The sequence below is a fragment of the Nonomuraea mesophila genome (assembly GCF_004352805.1).
GTDB lineage: Bacteria > Actinomycetota > Actinomycetes > Streptosporangiales > Streptosporangiaceae > Nonomuraea > Nonomuraea longispora.
This window is the reverse complement of record NZ_SMLD01000001.1, coordinates 64,925-81,901: the sequence shown is the minus strand read 5'-3', so window position 1 is coordinate 81,901 and position 16,977 is coordinate 64,925. Positions and strand designations below refer to the sequence as shown.

General features: G+C 69.8%; 20 protein-coding genes, 2 tRNA genes and 1 pseudogene. 6 read left to right on the top strand and 17 right to left on the bottom strand.

Annotated elements, in window-relative coordinates; genetic code table 11:
- Positions 1–25: 25 nt before the first annotated feature.
- Positions 26–722: pseudogene (locus E1295_RS49900) on the bottom strand (DUF6192 family protein).
- 526 nt (positions 723–1,248) lie between these two features.
- On the bottom strand, positions 1,249–1,515 hold the full coding sequence (locus E1295_RS00480) for a hypothetical protein (RefSeq protein WP_132627616.1): 267 nt from the start codon (positions 1,513–1,515) through the stop codon (positions 1,249–1,251).
- 165 nt (positions 1,516–1,680) lie between these two features.
- Between E1295_RS00480 and E1295_RS48405 the strand changes: the two genes are divergently transcribed.
- Positions 1,681–1,827: a hypothetical protein gene (locus tag E1295_RS48405; RefSeq protein ID WP_166427013.1), complete on the top strand. Its 147-nt coding sequence runs from the start codon at positions 1,681–1,683 to the stop codon at positions 1,825–1,827.
- A gap of 122 nt (positions 1,828–1,949) precedes the next feature.
- A complete protein-coding gene (locus E1295_RS00475) occupies positions 1,950–4,805 on the top strand; it encodes an ATP-binding protein (RefSeq protein WP_246079745.1) in 2,856 nt (951 codons plus the stop codon).
- A 6-nt stretch (positions 4,806–4,811) separates the two neighbouring features.
- On the opposite strand, the gene E1295_RS00470 is transcribed toward E1295_RS00475, so the two are convergent.
- The 13 genes from E1295_RS00470 to E1295_RS00410 form a co-directional block, all read right to left on the bottom strand.
- A complete protein-coding gene (locus E1295_RS00470; RefSeq protein WP_132627614.1) occupies positions 4,812–5,378 on the bottom strand; it encodes a TMEM165/GDT1 family protein in 567 nt (188 codons plus the stop codon).
- Positions 5,379–5,597: 219 nt separating this feature from the next.
- Positions 5,598–6,635 carry a UDP-N-acetylmuramate dehydrogenase gene (locus E1295_RS00465; protein WP_132627613.1) on the bottom strand — a complete coding sequence of 346 codons (1,038 nt, stop codon included), beginning with the start codon at positions 6,633–6,635 and terminating at the stop codon, positions 5,598–5,600.
- Positions 6,636–6,691: 56 nt separating this feature from the next.
- On the bottom strand, positions 6,692–7,747 hold the full coding sequence (locus E1295_RS00460; RefSeq protein ID WP_132627612.1) for a hypothetical protein: 1,056 nt from the start codon (positions 7,745–7,747) through the stop codon (positions 6,692–6,694).
- Positions 7,748–7,802: 55 nt separating this feature from the next.
- Positions 7,803–8,231: a MaoC family dehydratase gene (locus E1295_RS00455; RefSeq protein WP_132627611.1), complete on the bottom strand. Its 429-nt coding sequence runs from the start codon at positions 8,229–8,231 to the stop codon at positions 7,803–7,805.
- A complete protein-coding gene (locus tag E1295_RS00450) occupies positions 8,231–8,680 on the bottom strand; it encodes a MaoC family dehydratase N-terminal domain-containing protein (protein ID WP_132627610.1) in 450 nt (149 codons plus the stop codon). The genes E1295_RS00455 and E1295_RS00450 overlap by 1 nt, the downstream gene beginning before the upstream one ends.
- A 193-nt stretch (positions 8,681–8,873) precedes the next feature.
- Complete coding sequence (rpmG, locus tag E1295_RS00445) at positions 8,874–9,038, bottom strand: 50S ribosomal protein L33 (RefSeq protein WP_019632658.1); 165 nt, start codon at positions 9,036–9,038, stop codon at positions 8,874–8,876.
- 70 nt (positions 9,039–9,108) lie between these two features.
- Positions 9,109–9,182: transfer RNA gene (locus tag E1295_RS00440), tRNA-Met, on the bottom strand.
- A gap of 289 nt (positions 9,183–9,471) precedes the next feature.
- Complete coding sequence (locus E1295_RS00435) at positions 9,472–9,909, bottom strand: hypothetical protein (RefSeq protein WP_132627609.1); 438 nt, start codon at positions 9,907–9,909, stop codon at positions 9,472–9,474.
- A 299-nt stretch (positions 9,910–10,208) separates the two neighbouring features.
- Positions 10,209–10,281, bottom strand: a tRNA-Thr gene (locus E1295_RS00430).
- Between the two features lie 39 nt (positions 10,282–10,320).
- Positions 10,321–10,551 carry a transposase gene (locus E1295_RS00425; RefSeq protein ID WP_132627608.1) on the bottom strand — a complete coding sequence of 77 codons (231 nt, stop codon included), beginning with the start codon at positions 10,549–10,551 and terminating at the stop codon, positions 10,321–10,323.
- Between the two features lie 70 nt (positions 10,552–10,621).
- Complete coding sequence (locus tag E1295_RS00420; RefSeq protein WP_132627607.1) at positions 10,622–11,167, bottom strand: C40 family peptidase; 546 nt, start codon at positions 11,165–11,167, stop codon at positions 10,622–10,624.
- 41 nt (positions 11,168–11,208) lie between these two features.
- Complete coding sequence (locus tag E1295_RS00415; RefSeq protein ID WP_166427011.1) at positions 11,209–12,213, bottom strand: lysozyme; 1,005 nt, start codon at positions 12,211–12,213, stop codon at positions 11,209–11,211.
- A complete protein-coding gene (locus tag E1295_RS00410; RefSeq protein ID WP_132627605.1) occupies positions 12,210–12,761 on the bottom strand; it encodes a P-loop nucleotide/nucleoside kinase family protein in 552 nt (183 codons plus the stop codon). Before E1295_RS00410 ends, E1295_RS00415 begins: the two co-directional genes overlap by 4 nt.
- Positions 12,762–13,018: 257 nt before the next feature.
- Here E1295_RS00410 and E1295_RS00405 point away from each other — a divergent pair, with 257 nt between their 5' ends.
- From E1295_RS00405 to E1295_RS00395, 3 genes are read left to right on the top strand one after another with little or no spacing between them, the layout of a single operon-like run.
- Positions 13,019–13,960 (top strand): ATP-binding cassette domain-containing protein, encoded by a 942-nt coding sequence (locus E1295_RS00405; RefSeq protein WP_132627604.1) that lies wholly within the window; start codon positions 13,019–13,021, stop codon positions 13,958–13,960.
- The gene (locus E1295_RS00400; protein ID WP_132627603.1) at positions 13,941–14,684 is read left to right on the top strand and encodes an ABC transporter permease; all 744 of its coding nucleotides are present in this window, start codon (positions 13,941–13,943) and stop codon (positions 14,682–14,684) included. Before E1295_RS00405 ends, E1295_RS00400 begins: the two co-directional genes overlap by 20 nt.
- A gap of 19 nt (positions 14,685–14,703) precedes the next feature.
- Positions 14,704–15,213: an NUDIX hydrolase gene (locus tag E1295_RS00395; protein ID WP_132627602.1), complete on the top strand. Its 510-nt coding sequence runs from the start codon at positions 14,704–14,706 to the stop codon at positions 15,211–15,213.
- On the opposite strand, the gene E1295_RS00390 is transcribed toward E1295_RS00395, so the two are convergent.
- On the bottom strand, positions 15,175–15,858 hold the full coding sequence (locus tag E1295_RS00390) for a flavin reductase family protein (RefSeq protein WP_132627601.1): 684 nt from the start codon (positions 15,856–15,858) through the stop codon (positions 15,175–15,177). The genes E1295_RS00395 and E1295_RS00390 overlap by 39 nt on opposite strands.
- 140 nt (positions 15,859–15,998) lie before the next feature.
- Here E1295_RS00390 and E1295_RS00385 point away from each other — a divergent pair, with 140 nt between their 5' ends.
- Positions 15,999–16,382, top strand: coding sequence for a hypothetical protein (locus E1295_RS00385; RefSeq protein ID WP_132627600.1), 384 nt, complete (start codon positions 15,999–16,001; stop codon positions 16,380–16,382).
- Positions 16,383–16,395: 13 nt separating this feature from the next.
- Here E1295_RS00385 and E1295_RS00380 read toward each other — a convergent pair whose 3' ends face one another.
- The gene (locus tag E1295_RS00380) at positions 16,396–16,887 is read right to left on the bottom strand and encodes a MarR family winged helix-turn-helix transcriptional regulator (RefSeq protein WP_132627599.1); all 492 of its coding nucleotides are present in this window, start codon (positions 16,885–16,887) and stop codon (positions 16,396–16,398) included.
- Positions 16,888–16,977 lie beyond the last annotated feature (90 nt).

Here is a 16,977-nt window from a genome sequence, read left to right as displayed (position 1 = left end):
TGGCGTGGAGGAGGCCATGGCAGGCTCACTCGCCCCGCAGTAACGCGGCCAGGCCCTCATCCAAAGACAGGTCACCGGTGTCGATCGCCTGGCCGATCCATTCGGTCGCGCCCCGCACGCGCGCCAGGTTGGCGTGCACCCGCTCGCGCTCCTCCTCGGTGAAGGCGTGCCCGCGCAAGGTCGGCACGATCCGGCCAGCCGTGGCCACGAACGTGGCGCAGGCCCCGACCAGGTCGACGTACTCCCGGCTGTGGCGCACCTGTTCCCGCGCCCGCTCGATGGCCTGCTTGGCCGGCTGGGGCACGACCTCCAGCCGCTGCTGGGCGATGCGGTGAGACCGGTCGACCTGCGCCCGGTTGACCAGGTGCATGGCGGTCTGGTCCTCGACAACCTCTAATACGACCTGCGGCTGGCGCAACAGATCGGTCGCTACCTGGGCCCTTCTCGTCCTCCAGCAGGTCGTGGACCTTGTTGACCTTCTCCTGCACCGTGGTGGGGCGGTTGACCCGCTGGCCGGCCTCCCGCTTGGCGGCGTCCTGCGTCCACCGGCGGGTCTGCGACTTCTCGTGCCAGGGCGGGTCGAGGATCTTGGCGAAGCGCACGCCCTCGTCCGCGATGCCGGCCAGGGCCTTGTGCACGACGTACGATACGCCGTGCTGGCGACGCTCCTTGGGCCAGCGGGAGGCCACCCACCGGTTATCGAGCAGGGTGGTCAGCGGCATGTCCAGGTCCTCGGCGTACTGGGCCAGCGGCTGCCGGACGCCGAACGGCTCCTCCCCGGGGCCGGCATGCGACCCGCCCCGCGGGTTCATCGGCTCGATCTCCAGCGCATGATCGCCGAGCATCAGTTGCGTGCGTCCTTGGACGGCGAGCTGTTCCAGCCCGTCGGCGACCAACTGCTTGTAGCGCTCCTGCGTCACCCTCCCGATCATGGTGGTCATCGCGCCCCTCCTCGCGTCTGAGCACCCCTACGAGTGCTAGCGCGAAGTCTCCACCCACGCACAATCGGTGACAATGCCCTGGTTACAGACTTCTCCCCGCCCCGCCATATGAGGACAATTAGTGATCAACGATCCGAAAGAAACGGCGTCACCGTGACGCCGTTCTCACCGGCTCTGCGACGCCGCCAACCCGCAGTCCGGCAGCGCGGCGAGCAATAGATCATCCTTACGGGATGATCCACACCCTCCAGCCACGACCGCGAGCACTCCGGACAACTGATGCTCCGGCGAGGGGTTCTGGATCACCTCAACCTTGACCCGGATCCGCAACAACAACCACCGGTGCCTGGCCCGGCACACATCCGAACAGAAACGAGCGTCCCGCCGCATCGACCCAGGCAGGCGAGTCCCACAGGCCGGGCAGCACCGCCCGTCCGTCACCAGCACCCCACCACACTGAGCCGGCGCACCGCATGACCACCAGCACCCAAAAAGCCACGACCACCACACCCGTCCCCATCAGGAAGACGCTGCCGCGGGCCTCCTCTCGGCCCTCTATGACGGCGATTTCCAAGATCGAAAGTTCAGCGACAACCCCTTAGGGCGGTCGTGCCGCAGGTCCTAGGTAGGGCCGGCGTGCCCGCGTACCGGAGATAGGGCATCCACCCGATGTGGGGGCCGGGGCCTTAGCACGAGTCTTGAGGGTGTCAGGAAAAAGCACGAAAACGCAGGAGACACCGTGAATCCCGAGATCGAGTACGAGCTCATGAAGAACCACGCCAGCGAACTGCGCAGGACGGCCGCCGAGCACCGGCGGGTACGCGAGGCGCAGCAGGCGAACAAGGCCGGGCGCCGCTCGGTCTTCGGCAAGCGCCGCTCGTCATGACCGCCCCACGAGTGCCCGGCCACGTACTTCCTCGTGGCCGGGCCTACGTGCCTCCGTGACGTCCGCGACAACGGCCATAAAGGCGTCGAAAGTAACCGATAAGGCGTGACATGCTGGATGACATGCGGGGACGATCGGTCAGTCCCGTCTTCGTGGGGCGGCAAGAGGAGATCAAAGCGCTCTCAGAGTCGTTCGACGAGGCGCTCGAAGGCGCGGTGACCGCCGTCCTCATCGGCGGTGAGGCGGGGGTCGGCAAGACCAGGCTCGTCCACCGCTTCGCCGAGCACTGCGCCGCCGGGGGCGCGCACGTGCTGTACGGCGGCTGCGTCGAGCTGTCCACCGAGGGCCTGGCCTACGCGCCCTTCACCGCCGCGCTCCGGCAGCTCGTCAGGGAGCGGGGACCCGACACGGTGACCGGGCTGCTGCCCGACGGCGCCGCCCGCGACCTCGCCCGGCTGCTGCCCGAGTTCGGGGAGCCCAACGGCGACGGCGAGACCGACGCCGGCCGCGCCAGGCTCTTCGAGCAGTTCCTCACCCTGCTCGAACGCCTCGCGGCGAGCGCTCCCACCGTCCTCGTCATCGAGGACATCCACTGGGCCGACAGGTCCAGCCGCGACCTCATCGCCTTCCTCAGCCGCAACCTGCACACGCCGCAGGTCCTCATCGTCATGACCTACCGCTCCGACGACCTGCACCGCCAGCACCCGCTCAGGCCGGTGCTGGCGGAGCTGGGGCGGGTCAACGGCGTGCACCGGCTCGACCTGCCGCGCCTGTCGCGGGACGAGGTCGCCCAGCAGATGGCCGGGATCCTCGGCGAGGTTCCGCAGTACGCCAAGGTCCAGAAGGTCTACGAGAGCAGCGAGGGCATCCCGCTGTTCGTCGAGGCCCTGCTCGACAGCGGCGAGGACTGCACCGTCCCCGACTCCATGCAGGACCTCATCCTCAGCGCCGTCGAACGCCTCCCCGAGGAGACCCAGCGGGTGCTGCGCGTCGCCGCGGCCGGCGGCACCCGGGTCAGCCACGCGCTGCTGGCCGCCGTGAGCGGCCTGTCCGACATCGAGCTGGAGACCGCGCTGCGCCCCGCGATCGCGGGCAACGTGCTGCAGATCGCCGACAGCCGCGCCTACCTCTTCCGCCACTCCCTGATCCGCGAGGCCGTCCACGACGAGCTGCTGCCCGGCGAGCACCAGCGGCTGCACGCCAGGTACGCCGAGGAGATCTCCAAGGACCGCAGGCTGGTCCCGCCGGGGCGCGCCGCCGTCGAACTGGCCCACCACTGGTACGGCGCCCGCGACGACCACTGGGCGCTCATCTCCGCCTGGGAGGCCGCGCAGAAGTCGTTCAAGGCGTACGCCTACACCGAGGCCGTCCCGCTGCTCGAACGGGTCCTCATGTTGTGGGACCGCGTGCCCGACGCGGCCGAGCTGATCGGCGCCGACCACACCGCCGTCCTGGAACGGGCCTCCCAGGCGGCCAACGCCGGCGGCGACGTGGACGCCGGGCTCAAGTTCGTCAAAGGCGCGCTCTCCCAGCTGGACGAGGCCGCGGAGCCGGCGCGGGTGGCCCAGCTGATCGTGCGGCGGGCCGGCATCAAGACCTCCAAAGGACATCCGGGCGTCATCGACGACCTCAGGCACGCGCTGCGGCTCGTACCCGGGAACAGCCTCGACTGGGCCGAGGTCGTCACGCCGCTGAGCCGCAACCTCATGCTGAGAGGCGAGATCGCCGAGGCGAGCGAGCTGATCTCCGACGGCCTGCGGGTGGTCAGGGAGTACGGCGAACGCAGCCTCGAAGCCGACCTGTTGATGAACCTGGCGCTCGGCCACTCGCTCAACGGCGAGCTGGAAGCCACGATCACGGTCAACGAGCAGGCCCTGGAGCTCGGCAGGGCGGCGAACTCCGGACGCATCATCGCCAGGGCCATAGGCAACAACATCGACGCCCTGACCGACATGGGCCGCGACGACGAGGCCCTGCGCGTGGCGCTGGACGGCTGGCGGCTCGCCAAGCAGTACGGCAGGCTGCGCGGCAGCGGCCTGTTCATCCTGAACAACCGGGCCGAGGTGCTGGAGTCGCTCGGCCGCTGGGACGAGGCCATCGAGACCGTCGAGACCGCGCTCGGCCACGGGCCCGTCCTGCGCACCCGGTACGCCCTGCTGCGGGTGCGCGCCGACATCGCGATGGCCAGGGGTGAGCTGCGGCTGGCCGAGGGCATCCTGTCCGAGGTCGGCGTCCTGAAGGAGCGCCAGGAGGAGTTCGTCCAGGACATCACCCACAACGCCCGCCTGCTCATGCGCTGGCACCTCGCCAAGGGTGAGCCCGGCGCCGCCCTGGGCGCGGCCGAGCGGGTGTTGTCGCGTAACCGGCAGTCGAGCAAGGCCATGCTCGGCTGGCGGCTGCTCGCCCTGCTGCGCACGGTCTGCGACGCCGCCGGGAGCACCGAGCCCGAACGGGCCGCGGCCGTACGCCGGCACGCCTCGGAGGTGGCGGCCGAGCTGTCGACCACCGGGCCGGTCGTGGAGGCGTACCGGCTGTCGTTCGTGGGAGAGTACGACGCCGCCGCGGCGGCCTGGGAGCGGCTCCATCGCCCGCACAACCAGGCCAAGGCGCTGCTGCGGGCGGCGGGCGAGAGCGCGCGCGGCGGCGACCGCGAGGCGGCGGCGACGCGGCTGAAGGCGGCCCTGCCGCTGGCCGAGGCGCTGCGCGCGACGCCGCTCGTCGCGGAGATCGAGGCGCTGTCCCGCCGGGTGGGCGGGCTCACGCAGGGGCAGGAACAGTCGGAGTTGCTGACGCCGCGCGAGCTCGAGGTGCTGCGCCTGGTCACCGAGGGCCGGACCAACCGGGACATCGCCGCCGAGCTGTTCATCTCGGCGAAGACGGTGAGCGTGCACGTGTCGAACATCCTGGCCAAGCTGGGCGTGACCACCCGGGGTGAGGCGGCCGCGGCGGCCCACCGCCTGTCGCTGCTGTCGCCGTAGGCCTCCTCAGAGGAACGGCTCGACCAGGAGCACGATGCCGAACACCGCGAACGCGGCGGCGGCGCCGTACCTGATGATCTTCTCGGGGAGGTGCCGGCCCATCAGCCGCCCGACCACGATGGCCAGGGCGTCGGCCGCCACCATGCCGACCGTCGAGCCGATCCAGGTGCCGACCCAGCCGTGCTGCGTGGCGAGCGTGATCGTGGCCAGCATCGTCTTGTCGCCCAGCTCGGCGAGGAAGAACGCCACCGTCACCGCGACCAGGGCGTTCCTGGTGGTGTGCCGGGCCTTCTGCGCCTCGTCCTCGGTCAGTTCGTCACCGCGCAACGTCCACGCCGCGAACCCGAGGAAGGCGAGCCCGGCCACCACCGAGATGGCCGTCGTCGGCAGCGCGTCGCCGATCAGGCCGCCCACGGCGACGCTCAGCAGGTGGACGAAGGTCGTGGCGATCGTGATGCCCGCGAGCACGGGCCAGGTCTTGAAACGGGTCGCGAACGTCATCGCCATGAGCTGGCTCTTGTCGCCGAGCTCGGCCACGAAGATGACGCCGAGACTGATCCAGAACGCTTCCAACGGTCCTCTTCCGCGCGACCGGGCCGGAAGCGATGGCCCGGGGAGATGCGGGCACGACTTCGGCCCGGCAGCGACTTGTCGCATGGCTGCCAGGCCGAAGGTCTCGTCCGCCCGCGTGAGGCCCGTGCGACCGGGCGCGATGAAGCGCCAGTGTGTCGATCACACGATTGGGACTACTCCCCTTCGGTTCGAACCACCATAACAGGCCAGGTCCGCCCGTTATTCCCCCAGGGCGCAGCCGACCAGCACCGGCTCGTTGACCAGCATGACCCCGAACTTCTCCCGCACCCCGTCGCGCACCTGCCTGGCCAGCGCCAGCAGGTCGGCCGTCGTGGCGCGCGCCGCGGGGTTGGTGAGCGCCAGCGTGTGCTTGGTCGAGATGCGTACGGGCCCGAGCTCGTAGCCCTTCGGGAATCCTGCCTGTTCGATCAGCCAGGCGGCGGGCACCTTGACCGAGCCACCGGGCAGCTCCCACTGCGGATGGCCGGGAGCGCGCACCGCCAGCGCCTGCGCCTGCTCGGCCGTCAGGATCGGGTTGGTGAAGAACGAGCCGACGCTGCGCGTGTCGGGGTCGGCGGGGTCGAGCACCATGCCCTTGCCCCGCCGCAGCTCCAGAACCGCCTCACGGGCCTGGGCGAGCGGCACCCGGCTCCCCGTCACCGCCCCCAGCCGGCCTGCCAGCTCCGCGTACGCCAGCGGGCCCGACGACTCGGAGACGTCCAGCGCGTACGTCACCGCCAGCACCACGTGCCGCGACAGATCGCGTTTGAAGACACTGTCGCGGTAGGAGAAGCCGCACTGCCGCGCCTCCAGGTCGACCACCTGCCGGGTGAGCCGGTCGTAGGCGCGCACACACCTGATCGTCTGGGCGACCTCCTGGCCGTACGCGCCGACGTTCTGGATGGGGGTCGAGCCGACCAGCCCCGGGATGCCGGACATGCACTCGAGGCCCGACCAGCCCTCGGACACAGCTCGGGCGACCAGCGGGTCCCAGTCCTCGCCCGCCTCGACGGTGACCAGCACCTGCTCGCCGTCACGCGAGACGGTCACGCCCTGGGTGGCGACCTTGATCACCAGCCCGTCGAACCCCTCGTCGGCGACCACGATGTTGCTGCCTCCGCCGAGCACCAGGGTGGGCACGCCGTTCCTGTCGGCCTCGGCCACCAGGGAGACGAGTTGCTCCGCCGTGGACGCCTCGGCGAAATCGCGGGCGGGCCCACCCAGGCCCAACGTGGTGTACGGCGCGAGCATCTCCATGGGCCCACAGCTTACCGACGGGCCGTCCGCGCCACGGTGGGGGCGCATTCCGCCCGTCAGGCGGAGGCGCGCAGCAGGCGCAGCACCCCGTCGTAGTTGTGGCGCGACTCCCGCTCCAGGTAGTCGCCGGGCAGGTCGTCACGGTCGTGGCGCTCCACGGGCGGCCGGTCGCGGGGCACGACCAGGGTCCCGCGCAGGGCGAGGGAGAGCTCGAGGTCGGCGTTCGCGCCGTGGTGGGCGTGCTCGGGAAGCGCCCCGATCGCCGCCGACCTGCGTACCGCCATGAGGTCCCCTCTGAGCGCTCGCACCCGGCCCGGCCCCGCCTCGCGCCAGCTCCGACCGTCGTCGAGCGGTTCCGCCCCCCACCAGCCGGCCGCGACGGCGCCTTCGGCGACGGCCGCGATCAGCGGGGTCAGCGCGTCGCCGCGCAGCACGGTGGTCGTCTCCATCAGGACGTGGACCTCGGACTCGTCGAGCCGCAGCAGCTTGGCCCGGCTCTCGCCCCAGGTGGCGGTGCCGCCGCGCCAGTGCGGCCGCTCGGCGACGTGCCAGACGGCCATCCGCTCGGGCCGGCGGCGGGCCAGGTCGTCCAGCACGTTGCCGGCGCCGTCGACGTTGCCCAGGTCGAGGGCGAGCACGCGGGCGCGCGTGTGGTCCATCAGCGACTGCACACACCGCTGGACGTCCTCGGGCCGGCCGTCCACGAGCAGGCCCACGCTCGTGGTGATCTCGGCGGTCTCGACGCGCTGCCGCTCGGTGTTGACGCCGAGGTCGTCGAGGCGGCTGGTGGCCAGCGACGCGTCCCACGTGCGCTGGGCGTGCAGCATGCCGTCGCCGTCGTCTCCGTGCTGGCCGGGGTCCCCGGAGAAACCCAGCTCGGCGGCAGGGTTCTGGCGAGCGTGGGTGCCGCCCGGCTTGGCCCCGGCCGTACCGACCCCGGTCGATCGCCGCCCACCCGGCGAACCGCCTGCGGTGTCGCGGCCGGTGCCGCCGCTGCCCGCCACGGCCTCGACGCGGGCTGGTCCGAGGTGTCCCGGCGGGCTGGCGTCGGTGACGGCGGAGACGGGGATCGATCGGACCGTGGGCCAGACTTCTCGCGCGGCTTCAGACATACCGTCACGGAGTACCCGAAAGCAGGCCGACTTATCATCGCCGGCCCGCCGGCGTTCACGACAGCTGCACCACCGCACGCGCCTTGGACAACACCTGAGCGTCGCCCGCCCTGGCGACGAGCCCGACGACCACGCGCTTGTCCCCGAGCTTCTCCTCGATCACGCCGCTGACCGTGACCGTGGCCCCCTGGTCGTCGTCGGGCACGACCACCATCGACGAGAACCGCACGCCGAAGTCGACCACCGCCCCCGGATCTCCCGCCCAGTCCGTGACGAACCGCCCGGCCTGCGCCATCGTGTACATCCCGTGCGCGATCACGTCGGGCAGCCCCACCATCTTGGCGAACCGCTCGTTCCAGTGGATCTGGTTGAAGTCGCCGGAGGCGCCGGCGTACATGACGAGGTTGGAGCGGCGCACGCGGTAGTCGACGGGCGGGAGCTCCTGGCCGACCTCGACCTGGTCGTACTTCACCGTGGCGGTCATCAGGCGGCCCCTCCGCGCTCGACGATCGTGTTGTAGGTGACGCAGACGGGCTCGCCCTCGACGGTCGTCACGTCGCTGCGCACGGTCAGCAACTCGTTGCTGCCGGCGGTGCGGATGTCGGTGATCGTCGCGGTGGTGACCAACTCGTCGCCGGCGATGACGGGACGTACGTACTCGAAGCGCTGCTCGCCGTGGACGACCATGGCGAAGTTGAGCCCCAGACCGGGGTCGGCCAGGGCCTCGCTGCCGCTCTGCAGGCTGAAGGCGATGGGGAACGTGGGCGGCGCGATCACGTCGGGGTAGCCGGCGGCCCGCGCGGCCTCCTTGTCGCGGTAGAGAGGGTTGTTGTCGCCGATCGCGGTGGCGAACTCCCTGATCTTCACCCGGCTGACCTCGTATGGGGCGCTGGGCGGATAGCTCCGGCCCACGAAGTCACGGTTCAAGGCCATCAGTGGCTCCTCGCATCTCTCCGACCGAGCGCTGCTGAGGGCGACGGTAACAGAACAACGTTCGGCTGTCGCGGGAGATGGCCGTGATTTTGCCGAGGTGCGAACACGACGAACCGGCGCCCTGCGAACGGGACGCCGGTTGTGCGATGGAACGGATGAATAAGGGGGGCCGATGGCCCTGCCCGGTGCGAGCCTAGCGGGTCTCGCGGTGCGCGCGGTGGCAGCGGCAGTTAGGGCAGTATTTCTTCAGCTCAAGCCGATCCGGGTCGTTGCGCCGGTTCTTCCGCGTGATGTAGTTGCGGTGCTTGCACTCCTGGCAGGCCAGCGTGATCTTCGGCCTAACGTCGGTGGCAGCCACTTGGGAGTGCCTTTCTACGTTCGGGACATGGACACGCCCGTGCCCAGGTCGGCGACCTGGGAATGGGCAGTAGCGGAGGCCGGACTTGAACCGGCGACACAACGATTATGAGCCGTTTGCTCTGCCTGACTGAGCTACTCCGCCTTGAGCCGGTCAACGACACCGGCCATCGTAGAGAATACCCGACGTGGCGAGCACATCGGCAACTCGCTCCATCGGGCAGGCTCTCCCCAGTATGCCCCAGGAACCCCCCAGAACCGAAATCCGGTGCGACGGACGTGCCCGGGAACGGACGCCCCGCATCCACCCGCCGGCCGCGAGACCCGGGAACAGGCTGGACACCTGATCATCGTGATGCCCAGCCGGTGTCCACGACCGTGCGGTACGGCTGACGTACTACGTCATCGCCTGGCGCCTCGCGGCGCCGCACCGGTCATCCGCAGTGGACGTCACGCTTGTACACGTAGCCCTTCTTCCCCGACGTGCCTTCGATGTGGGCGGCCACATCGATGCACTTGTTCTTGGCTGCGACGTAGACAGGACCCGCGTACCGCGAGAAGTCGCCCCAGTCGGTGTCGGCCCAGGAATTCTTGTCGGACGAACGAATCCGCACCGACTTGTAGTCGGACCGACCGTAGTTCGACCCGGAGCCGTAGGCCAGTGCACAGTTCTTTCCGGTGCGGGCGTTCCACCGGATCTCGAGGAGGCCGTACTTCTGGCCGCCCTTGTTGATGTTGTAGGCTCCCACGAGCTTGTAGCCGCTCCCACAGGGGCTGGCGGCACTGGCGGCACTGGCGGGAGCAGCGCTCGTGGAGATGATCCCGGCTGCGAGCACCCCGGCACTCACAACGGCACCCAACTTGGTACGCATGCGTTTCTACCTCTCCTCGCCTTCGGCATCTGTAGCCCTGTGAGGATAACGAGTCCCATGCGACACTTTGGGCCATTTGGTCGTTAAGTGCAGCAAAGCAACAAACCACCACTGTGGGAACTGGCTGGGCGTACTCGCACCTGCCGGCGGTCAGGAGACATGCGCGAGCCCAACTGGAGACGTTCTTCGTTCCTACCCGGCTTACGGGTTGACGGCGTTCATCGCGAAAACACCCCGACGATCACAAAAGCCCGGCCCCGAGATCTCTCGGACCGGGCGTTTTTCCTGCTCAGACTGTGAGCCCCCAAACGGAATCGAACCGTTGACCTTCTCCTTACCATGGAGACGCTCTGCCGACTGAGCTATAGGGGCCTGTCCGTCGCTGCGGACAGGTGTAACCATACACGGCGCTCAGCCCTGATGCGAACTTGTTCCGGCCCTCACGGGGGCCTCCGCGTGGCGATGCGCGGGCAGCTCGATCACCTCGCACAACTCGGCCAGATCGATCAGCCTGGCCACCTGCGCGACCGACGTGCAGTCGGCGATCACGCACCCGTGCCTGCGCACGCGCAGCACCTGCCTGCCGGCCCGGATGGCCGGCAGGACCTCGTAGCCGTCGAGGCCGATCCATCGCCTGTCCATAGCGGCACACACTAGCCGTCGGGTCTCTCAATTTCCGGCCGCCACATGCGTTACCGGCATACCGGATGGGTCAGCGAGATCCGGTACGTGGCGGGCGGTAGCGGTAGAAGCCGGCGAAGTCCTTCTTCTCGGCGATGTCGTCGACGCGCACGATCGCCCCGGTCTCGGGCGCGTTCATCATCGTTCCATTGCCTAGATAGATGCCGACGTGATGGGTCTTGACGGTCTTTTTGGTGATCTTTCCGAAGAATGCCAGGTCCCCGGGCTTCGGGGACCTCACCCGGCGCAACCTGCGTACCTGCGCGTCGGTGTTGCCCGGGCCCAGCACGTCCCTGCCGTGCGCCAGCGCGTACACCCATCTGGTCAGCCCCGAGCAGTCGAGGCCGCGCGTCCTGGCCGCCGGGCACGGCTTGATCTTCCCCCGGTAACCCCTGCAGGTGCCCTTCGACGGTCCCGGCTCGCCGGCGTGGCCGCCGCCCCAGGCGTACGCGATGCCGTACCGCTCGATCTCGTAGGCGAGCTGGACGATCCTGGGCGGGAGGGACAGGCCGAGCGGCACCGAGGCCGTGGCGGTCAGCAGGATCAGCGCCACCGCCACCGCTAACCGACGCTTCACCCCAACACCCCTTGTAGCCGGGTCTTGGGATACATCCTGCCTTATCGGGATTTAAGGGTGAGTTTCACCGAGCCGACGGTGACGTTCATGCCGACCGTGCCCTTCGGCTTCCTGGGCTTGGTGGTGAACACGAACAGCACCTTCTTCGCCTTCGGCAACTCCTTGATCCGGCACGTCACCGCCGTACCGCTGAACTTGCACGCCGGCGCCTCGACCACCCGCTGCCCGCCGAACGCGCGCCCCGACACCTTGATGTCCTTGACCGGGTAGGGGCCGGTGTTCGTCACGACCACCTTGTACGACGTCCTGCTCACGGCCTCGCCCGAGACCATCACCTCGGCCGGCGGGTTGGCCAGCGCCCTGAGCCGGGACTCGCTGCCGTTGAACGTGTTCTCGCCGCCGGCAAGTGTGCCCTTCCGGGCCGACTGCCAGAACGTGTGCTGCTTCCAGCTCTTCGGCAGCGACCCGGGATCGCTCCCCCAGCGGGCCAGCCAGAGGGGGTTGGACGTGAACGCGGCCGAGTTGCCCGTACAGGTCCGCCACCAGCTCGTCGTGGTGTAGATGATCGCGTGGCGGCCGGTCGCCCGGCGGTATCTGACGGTGAAGTCCTTGATCCAGGTGACCATGTCCTTCGTGGACAGGCCGTAGCAGGAGTTCTTGCCGTTCTTGTCTTTGTACGGGTTGTCCTCCAAATCGAGGACTCCGGGCAGGGTTTGGCCGTCACTGATCCAGTCGCCGCCATTTTGGAGGAAATAGTCGGCTTGAGCTGTCCCATCGGATTCATGCGGTTGCGCAAGGTGATAGGCACCGCGGTAGAGCTCCGCCTCGGCGGCGCCGCCGAACTGCCCGTCGAAACGCGGGTTGCGGTAGTCGGTGCCCTCGGTGGCCTGCACGAACGCGAACTTCCCGCCGCCCAGGGCCACGTTCTCCCAGTCGACGTCACCGGTCCAGTCGCTGACGTCGACCCCGGGGACTCCGCCGGCGGCCTCGGCGACTCCCGTCATCCCGGCCACCGCGATCACCATGGATAACCACAGACGTTTCACCCCGGAGATACTCGCGGAGCCGCACACAAATCCGCAAGTCGAGCCACATTCACGCTCTTTGACGTATCGACCGAATAGACCGGCCCCAGCGCGAGCGGCCGTGCCGCCGCCGACCATTCCCGCCACCGCTCGTCATCGACCTCGGCGTCGTGGTGGATCGGGTGCCGCGAGCGCCGCTCGTACCGGCTCCTCGCCACCTCGGGCGGCACCTCGCACCAGACCTCCCGCACCTCGGCGGGCACGACCCCCGCACGGCCGAGCCCGGCCAGCACCACGGGACGCAACGGCGCGAGCCACGGGCTCTCCAGCACCGCGCCGGGCGGCGAGCTCGCGAGCAACGTCCACAGGCTCTCGCCCGCGGCCATCCCGAGGCGCCTGCTCCACTCCCTCGGCTCCACGCCGCCGGGCGTGGGGAGGACGTCCGCCAGCGTCTCCTTGACGGCGTCCTTGGAGAAGACCGGCAACCCGAGTGCGCGGCCGAGCGCGCGGGCCAGCGTGCTCTTCCCCGCTCCCGGCAGCCCGTTCACGAGGACGGTGAGCCTGTCCATGACCCGACATGCTGCCAGAAGCGGTGTCCCAGGGCGCTTTCGCGAAAAATCTTCTCCGGCATCGGGATAACCGCACCTCAGAGCCCCGAAACCGGCCTCCGCCGAGCGAACGTCGAGTACGTCGTTCTCGCAGGTCAGCGCCGTATGTGTACGTCATGTTCGCGTTTGCCAAAGAGGTCTCCCCTCCGCAGACTGGTCTCGTTCCCAACCCCCGCCCCGACCAGGGGTTTCTTCGCCATGCCCGGAGGAGACCGACCATGATCCACGCCCGGGGCCTGACCCGAGAGTTCAAAATCAAGAAGGAGACCGTCACCGCCGTCGCCGGCATCGATCTCGATGTGGAGGCCGGCCGGCTCGTGGCGTTCCTCGGCCCCAACGGCGCAGGGAAGTCCACCACCCTGCGCATGCTCACGACCCTGCTGCCGCCCACCTCCGGCACCGCCACGGTGGCGGGCCACGACGTGAGCTCGCACCCGGCCGCCGTCCGCTCCCGCATCGGCTACGTCGGCCAGAAGAACAGCGCCGGCGAGAACTTCCTCGTCCGCGACGAGCTCGTCACCCAGGGCCGCTGCTACGGCCTCGGCACCCGCGACGCCGCCGCCCGCGCCGACGAGCTGCTGGACCTCCTCGACCTCACACCACTGGCCCGGCGCAAGCCCGGCACCCTGTCCGGCGGCCAGCGCCGCCGCCTGGACATCGCGCTCGGCCTGATCCACCGCCCCGACCTGCTCTTCCTGGACGAGCCCTCGACCGGCCTCGACCCCAAGAGCCGCGCCGACATCTGGCAGCACATCCTGCGGCTGCGGGAGACGTTCGGCACGACGCTCTTCCTCACCACGCACTACCTGGAGGAGGCCGACACCATGGCCGAGCGCGTGGTGATCATCGACGGCGGGCGGATCATCGCGGACGGCACCGCAGAACAGCTCAAGAACGACCTCGCCGGCGACCACATCACCATCACCACGAGCACCGAACGGGAGGCGCGGACGGCCGCCGGCATCGGCGACGGGACCGCGACCGGCACCACCGTACGCCTCCAGGTGCCCAACGCCGCCGCCGCGCTGCCCGACTATCTCCGCACCCTGGACGGCGCCGGCATCAAGGTCACCACCGCGGAGACCGCCCGCCCCACCCTTGACGACGTGTTCCTCGCTCTTACCGGGAGAAGCCTCACCGATGACGACATTCCTGCGTGACACCACCACCGTCTTCTCGCGCGAGGTCAAGCCGTCCCTGCGCGAGCCCGTCGGGCTGCTCTTCGAGATGGGTCAGCCGCTGCTGTTCCTGTTCCTGTTCGGGTCGCTGCTGGACGGGGCGGTCGGCTCGTCGTGGCAGTGGTTCGTGCCGGGCATCCTGGTCATGATGTGCCTGACCGGCCCGATGGCCTCCGGCTACACGCTGCTGGTCGAGCTGATCGGCGGCTCGATGGAGCGCATGATGGTCACCCCGCTCAACCGCACCGCGATGCTGGTCGGCAGGACCATGAAGGAGATGATCGTCCTGCTGGTCCAGGCGGTACTGATCATCGTGCTGGCGCTGCCCCTGGGCTTCGAGCTCCATCCGGCGGGCGTGCTGGCCGGCCTGGCGCAACTGGTGGTCTTCGGGGTGGGGCTGGGCGCCCTCTCGTTCGTCCTCGCCATCAAGTCGGCGCCCGGCGGCACCCTGTTCTACATCGTCAGCCAGTCGATCATGTTCCCGCTGCTCCTGTGCTCGGGCGTGCTCCTCCCCCTGGACACCGCCCCCGCCTGGTTGCAGGCCGTCGGGTACGCCAACCCGGTCACGTACATCGTCGACGCCCAGCGCGCGCTGTTCGCCGGCGACCTCGCGAGCCTGTCCGTCCTGTACGGCACCGCCGCCGCCTGCGCGGTGGCCGCCGTCGGCCTCTACCTGGGCAACCGGGCCATGCGGCGGGGCGTCTGATCGCGGGCACCATGGAGGCATGACTCACCTGGTCGTGACCGGCACGCTCCCCTACATCCCCGTGGCGCACCGCATGGACCTGATGCGCTCCGCGTCCGTCCCGCCGCTGGAGCAGACCACGTGCGCGTTCGCGTTCGTGGCGGACAGGACGGGCAGGACCCTCATGACGCGCGTGGACGGGCGCGGCTGGGACATCCCCGGCGGCCACCTCGAACCCGGCGAGACGGCGGCCGACGCCGCGGTCCGCGAGCTGTACGAGGAGACCGGCCTGCGCCTTTCCCCGTCCGCGCTGTCCGTCTTCGCCTGGGAACGCATCGAGCTGCTCGCCCCGGCGCCCGACGGCTACCGTTACCCGCCGCTGACGTACATGGTGATGTTCCGTGCCGCGCTCCCGGGCCTGGGCGCACCGACCCGGCCGCCCGCCGGGTCGGAGGCGACGGGGGCCGGGTGGCTGGCGGTCGAGGAGATCAACCGGGTGTGCGCCGGCCGGTCATGGCTGGCCCTGCTGGACGGCGCGGGCCCGCTCTAGGTCGGCGCTGCGGTAGAGCCGCTCGGGGATTTGCGCGAGCGTGGACGGGTGCACCTGCGGGCCGAGCCCGTACAACTTCTGGAAGCTCATGATGAGCGGGCGCCAGGCGTCGGGGTCGACCCGGTCGTCCGTGCCGGCCATGCGGACCTCCTCGTGCACCCAGACCCGCTGCACCCGCACCTCGAACGCCACGATCCCACCGTCGTCGCCCACGGGGTGGTGGCGCTCCAGGACGGCTTCCATGGCGACCGGGCACTCGCCCACCCGGGGAGGCTCCACCGTCTCGGACGGGACGGTGGTCAGCCCCGCCCGCCCGAACTTGTCCGCAACGTACCGGTAACCGCGCGCGTGCTTCCGCTCGGGCACGGGGTCGGACCCGGTGGTCAGCGCCAGCCGGTCGACGGCCGGCGCGAGCGCGTCGGAGGGGAGGTTGAGCACGCACTCACGGGTTCTGAGCAGGTTCTGCGCCGTCTTGGCCCGCACCGCCAGCCCGAGCACCGCCCGCCAGCCCAGCCAGAACGCCGACGACATGGGCGCCAGGTTGGGGGTGCCGTCCTCGTTCATGGAGGAGATGAGGACCACGGGGGTGCCGAAGTAGAGGATGTTCGGCTCGATGCGGGTGTGCGTGTCGGCGACGATGCTCATGACCTCCACCTTTGCGGCGGGCCGGGAACGGGCGCTGGCGGTCTTCGGACGTCCTGTTGGAACCCCTGCTTGCCTCCCGGGGCCGCCGGCGGTAAAGATCGTGAGCCCGCACATGTCCGCCGGCGAAGGACCACGCCTCCATGAAGATCCGCTACAACCCGCTGCTGGGCTGGACGTTCCTGATCCTGGGCTCTGTCCTGGTCCTTTTGCAACTCTGGCTCTTCCTGCTCGGCGCGTTCAGCCCGACGATCATCGTCGGACTGATCGTCGCCGGGCTGGGCGTCGTCTACTTGCGGCGGCCGTATTTCCGGGTCGAGCCGCAGGCCATCGTTCTCGCCGCGCCGATCGGGCCGGCCGAACGCAGATTCCCCATCCCCGCGGGCGGGAGCCCGCGCCTGGAGGGCAATCGCATCGTGGTCGACGAGGCGGGCGGGGCCCGGAAGGTGCCCGTGCGCAAGGGGATGGCGCACCCGGCGGACTGGGCGGCGTACACCGCCGGCCTGCCCCGCGGCCCTCAGGCCTGACCGGACGAGCCCGTCACTGCCACGCGGGGTCCTGCGCCAGTTTCTCGGCGATGCGCTCGTGGAAGCTCTTGCGGGCCAGGGCCTGCTCGATGTCGGCGACCACCCGGGTGAGCGGGTAGGGGATCTCGGCCTCGATGTCGGCGAGGGCCGCCTCGGTGGCCCGCCACTCCGCCGCGAGGCGGCCGACGACCGCGCGGGCGTGGTCGGTGAGCGTAACCTTCTTGCTGCGCGCGTCGTCGCCGGTCACGGTCTGGACCCAGCCTGCCTCGCGCATGGCGGCCACCTTCTGGCTGAGCGCCGAGTGGGTCCGTCCGACCGACTCGGCCAGTTCGGTGATGGTCATCGGGCCCAGGGCGTCGAGCCGGAGCAACTCCATCACGAAGCTCGGCTTGAGGCCGTCGATCTGTTTCTCGGAGTAGAGCCGGGCGATGTCGGCGTCCATCGATGCCTGCAGGGCCCGCAGCGGCCGCCAGAGGCTCTCGCGGGTGGGGTCGGAATCAGCCATGAAGTCATTGTAACAGCGCTTATATAATAACTGTCAGTTGTGGAAGAGCCGGCGGCCCGCGAGCCCCTGCGCCTTCAGCGAGATCCGTGG

What these genes read in the sequence shown, in the direction of transcription:
- E1295_RS00475 (WP_246079745.1), top strand. Translation starts at nt 1,950, where the DNA reads ATGCGGGGACGATCGGTCAGTCCCGTCTTCGTGGGGCGGCAAGAGGAG.
- E1295_RS00465 (WP_132627613.1), bottom strand. Translation starts at nt 6,635, where the DNA reads ATGGAGATGCTCGCGCCGTACACCACGTTGGGCCTGGGTGGGCCCGCC.
- E1295_RS00460 (WP_132627612.1), bottom strand. Translation starts at nt 7,747, where the DNA reads ATGTCTGAAGCCGCGCGAGAAGTCTGGCCCACGGTCCGATCGATCCCC.
- E1295_RS00455 (WP_132627611.1), bottom strand. Translation starts at nt 8,231, where the DNA reads ATGACCGCCACGGTGAAGTACGACCAGGTCGAGGTCGGCCAGGAGCTC.
- E1295_RS00450 (WP_132627610.1), bottom strand. Translation starts at nt 8,680, where the DNA reads ATGGCCTTGAACCGTGACTTCGTGGGCCGGAGCTATCCGCCCAGCGCC.
- E1295_RS00435 (WP_132627609.1), bottom strand. Translation starts at nt 9,909, where the DNA reads ATGCGTACCAAGTTGGGTGCCGTTGTGAGTGCCGGGGTGCTCGCAGCC.
- E1295_RS00425 (WP_132627608.1), bottom strand. Translation starts at nt 10,551, where the DNA reads ATGGACAGGCGATGGATCGGCCTCGACGGCTACGAGGTCCTGCCGGCC.
- E1295_RS00410 (WP_132627605.1), bottom strand. Translation starts at nt 12,761, where the DNA reads ATGGACAGGCTCACCGTCCTCGTGAACGGGCTGCCGGGAGCGGGGAAG.
- E1295_RS00405 (WP_132627604.1), top strand. Translation starts at nt 13,019, where the DNA reads ATGATCCACGCCCGGGGCCTGACCCGAGAGTTCAAAATCAAGAAGGAG.
- E1295_RS00400 (WP_132627603.1), top strand. Translation starts at nt 13,941, where the DNA reads ATGACGACATTCCTGCGTGACACCACCACCGTCTTCTCGCGCGAGGTC.
- E1295_RS00395 (WP_132627602.1), top strand. Translation starts at nt 14,704, where the DNA reads ATGACTCACCTGGTCGTGACCGGCACGCTCCCCTACATCCCCGTGGCG.
- E1295_RS00390 (WP_132627601.1), bottom strand. Translation starts at nt 15,858, where the DNA reads ATGAGCATCGTCGCCGACACGCACACCCGCATCGAGCCGAACATCCTC.
- E1295_RS00385 (WP_132627600.1), top strand. Translation starts at nt 15,999, where the DNA reads ATGAAGATCCGCTACAACCCGCTGCTGGGCTGGACGTTCCTGATCCTG.
- E1295_RS00380 (WP_132627599.1), bottom strand. Translation starts at nt 16,887, where the DNA reads ATGGCTGATTCCGACCCCACCCGCGAGAGCCTCTGGCGGCCGCTGCGG.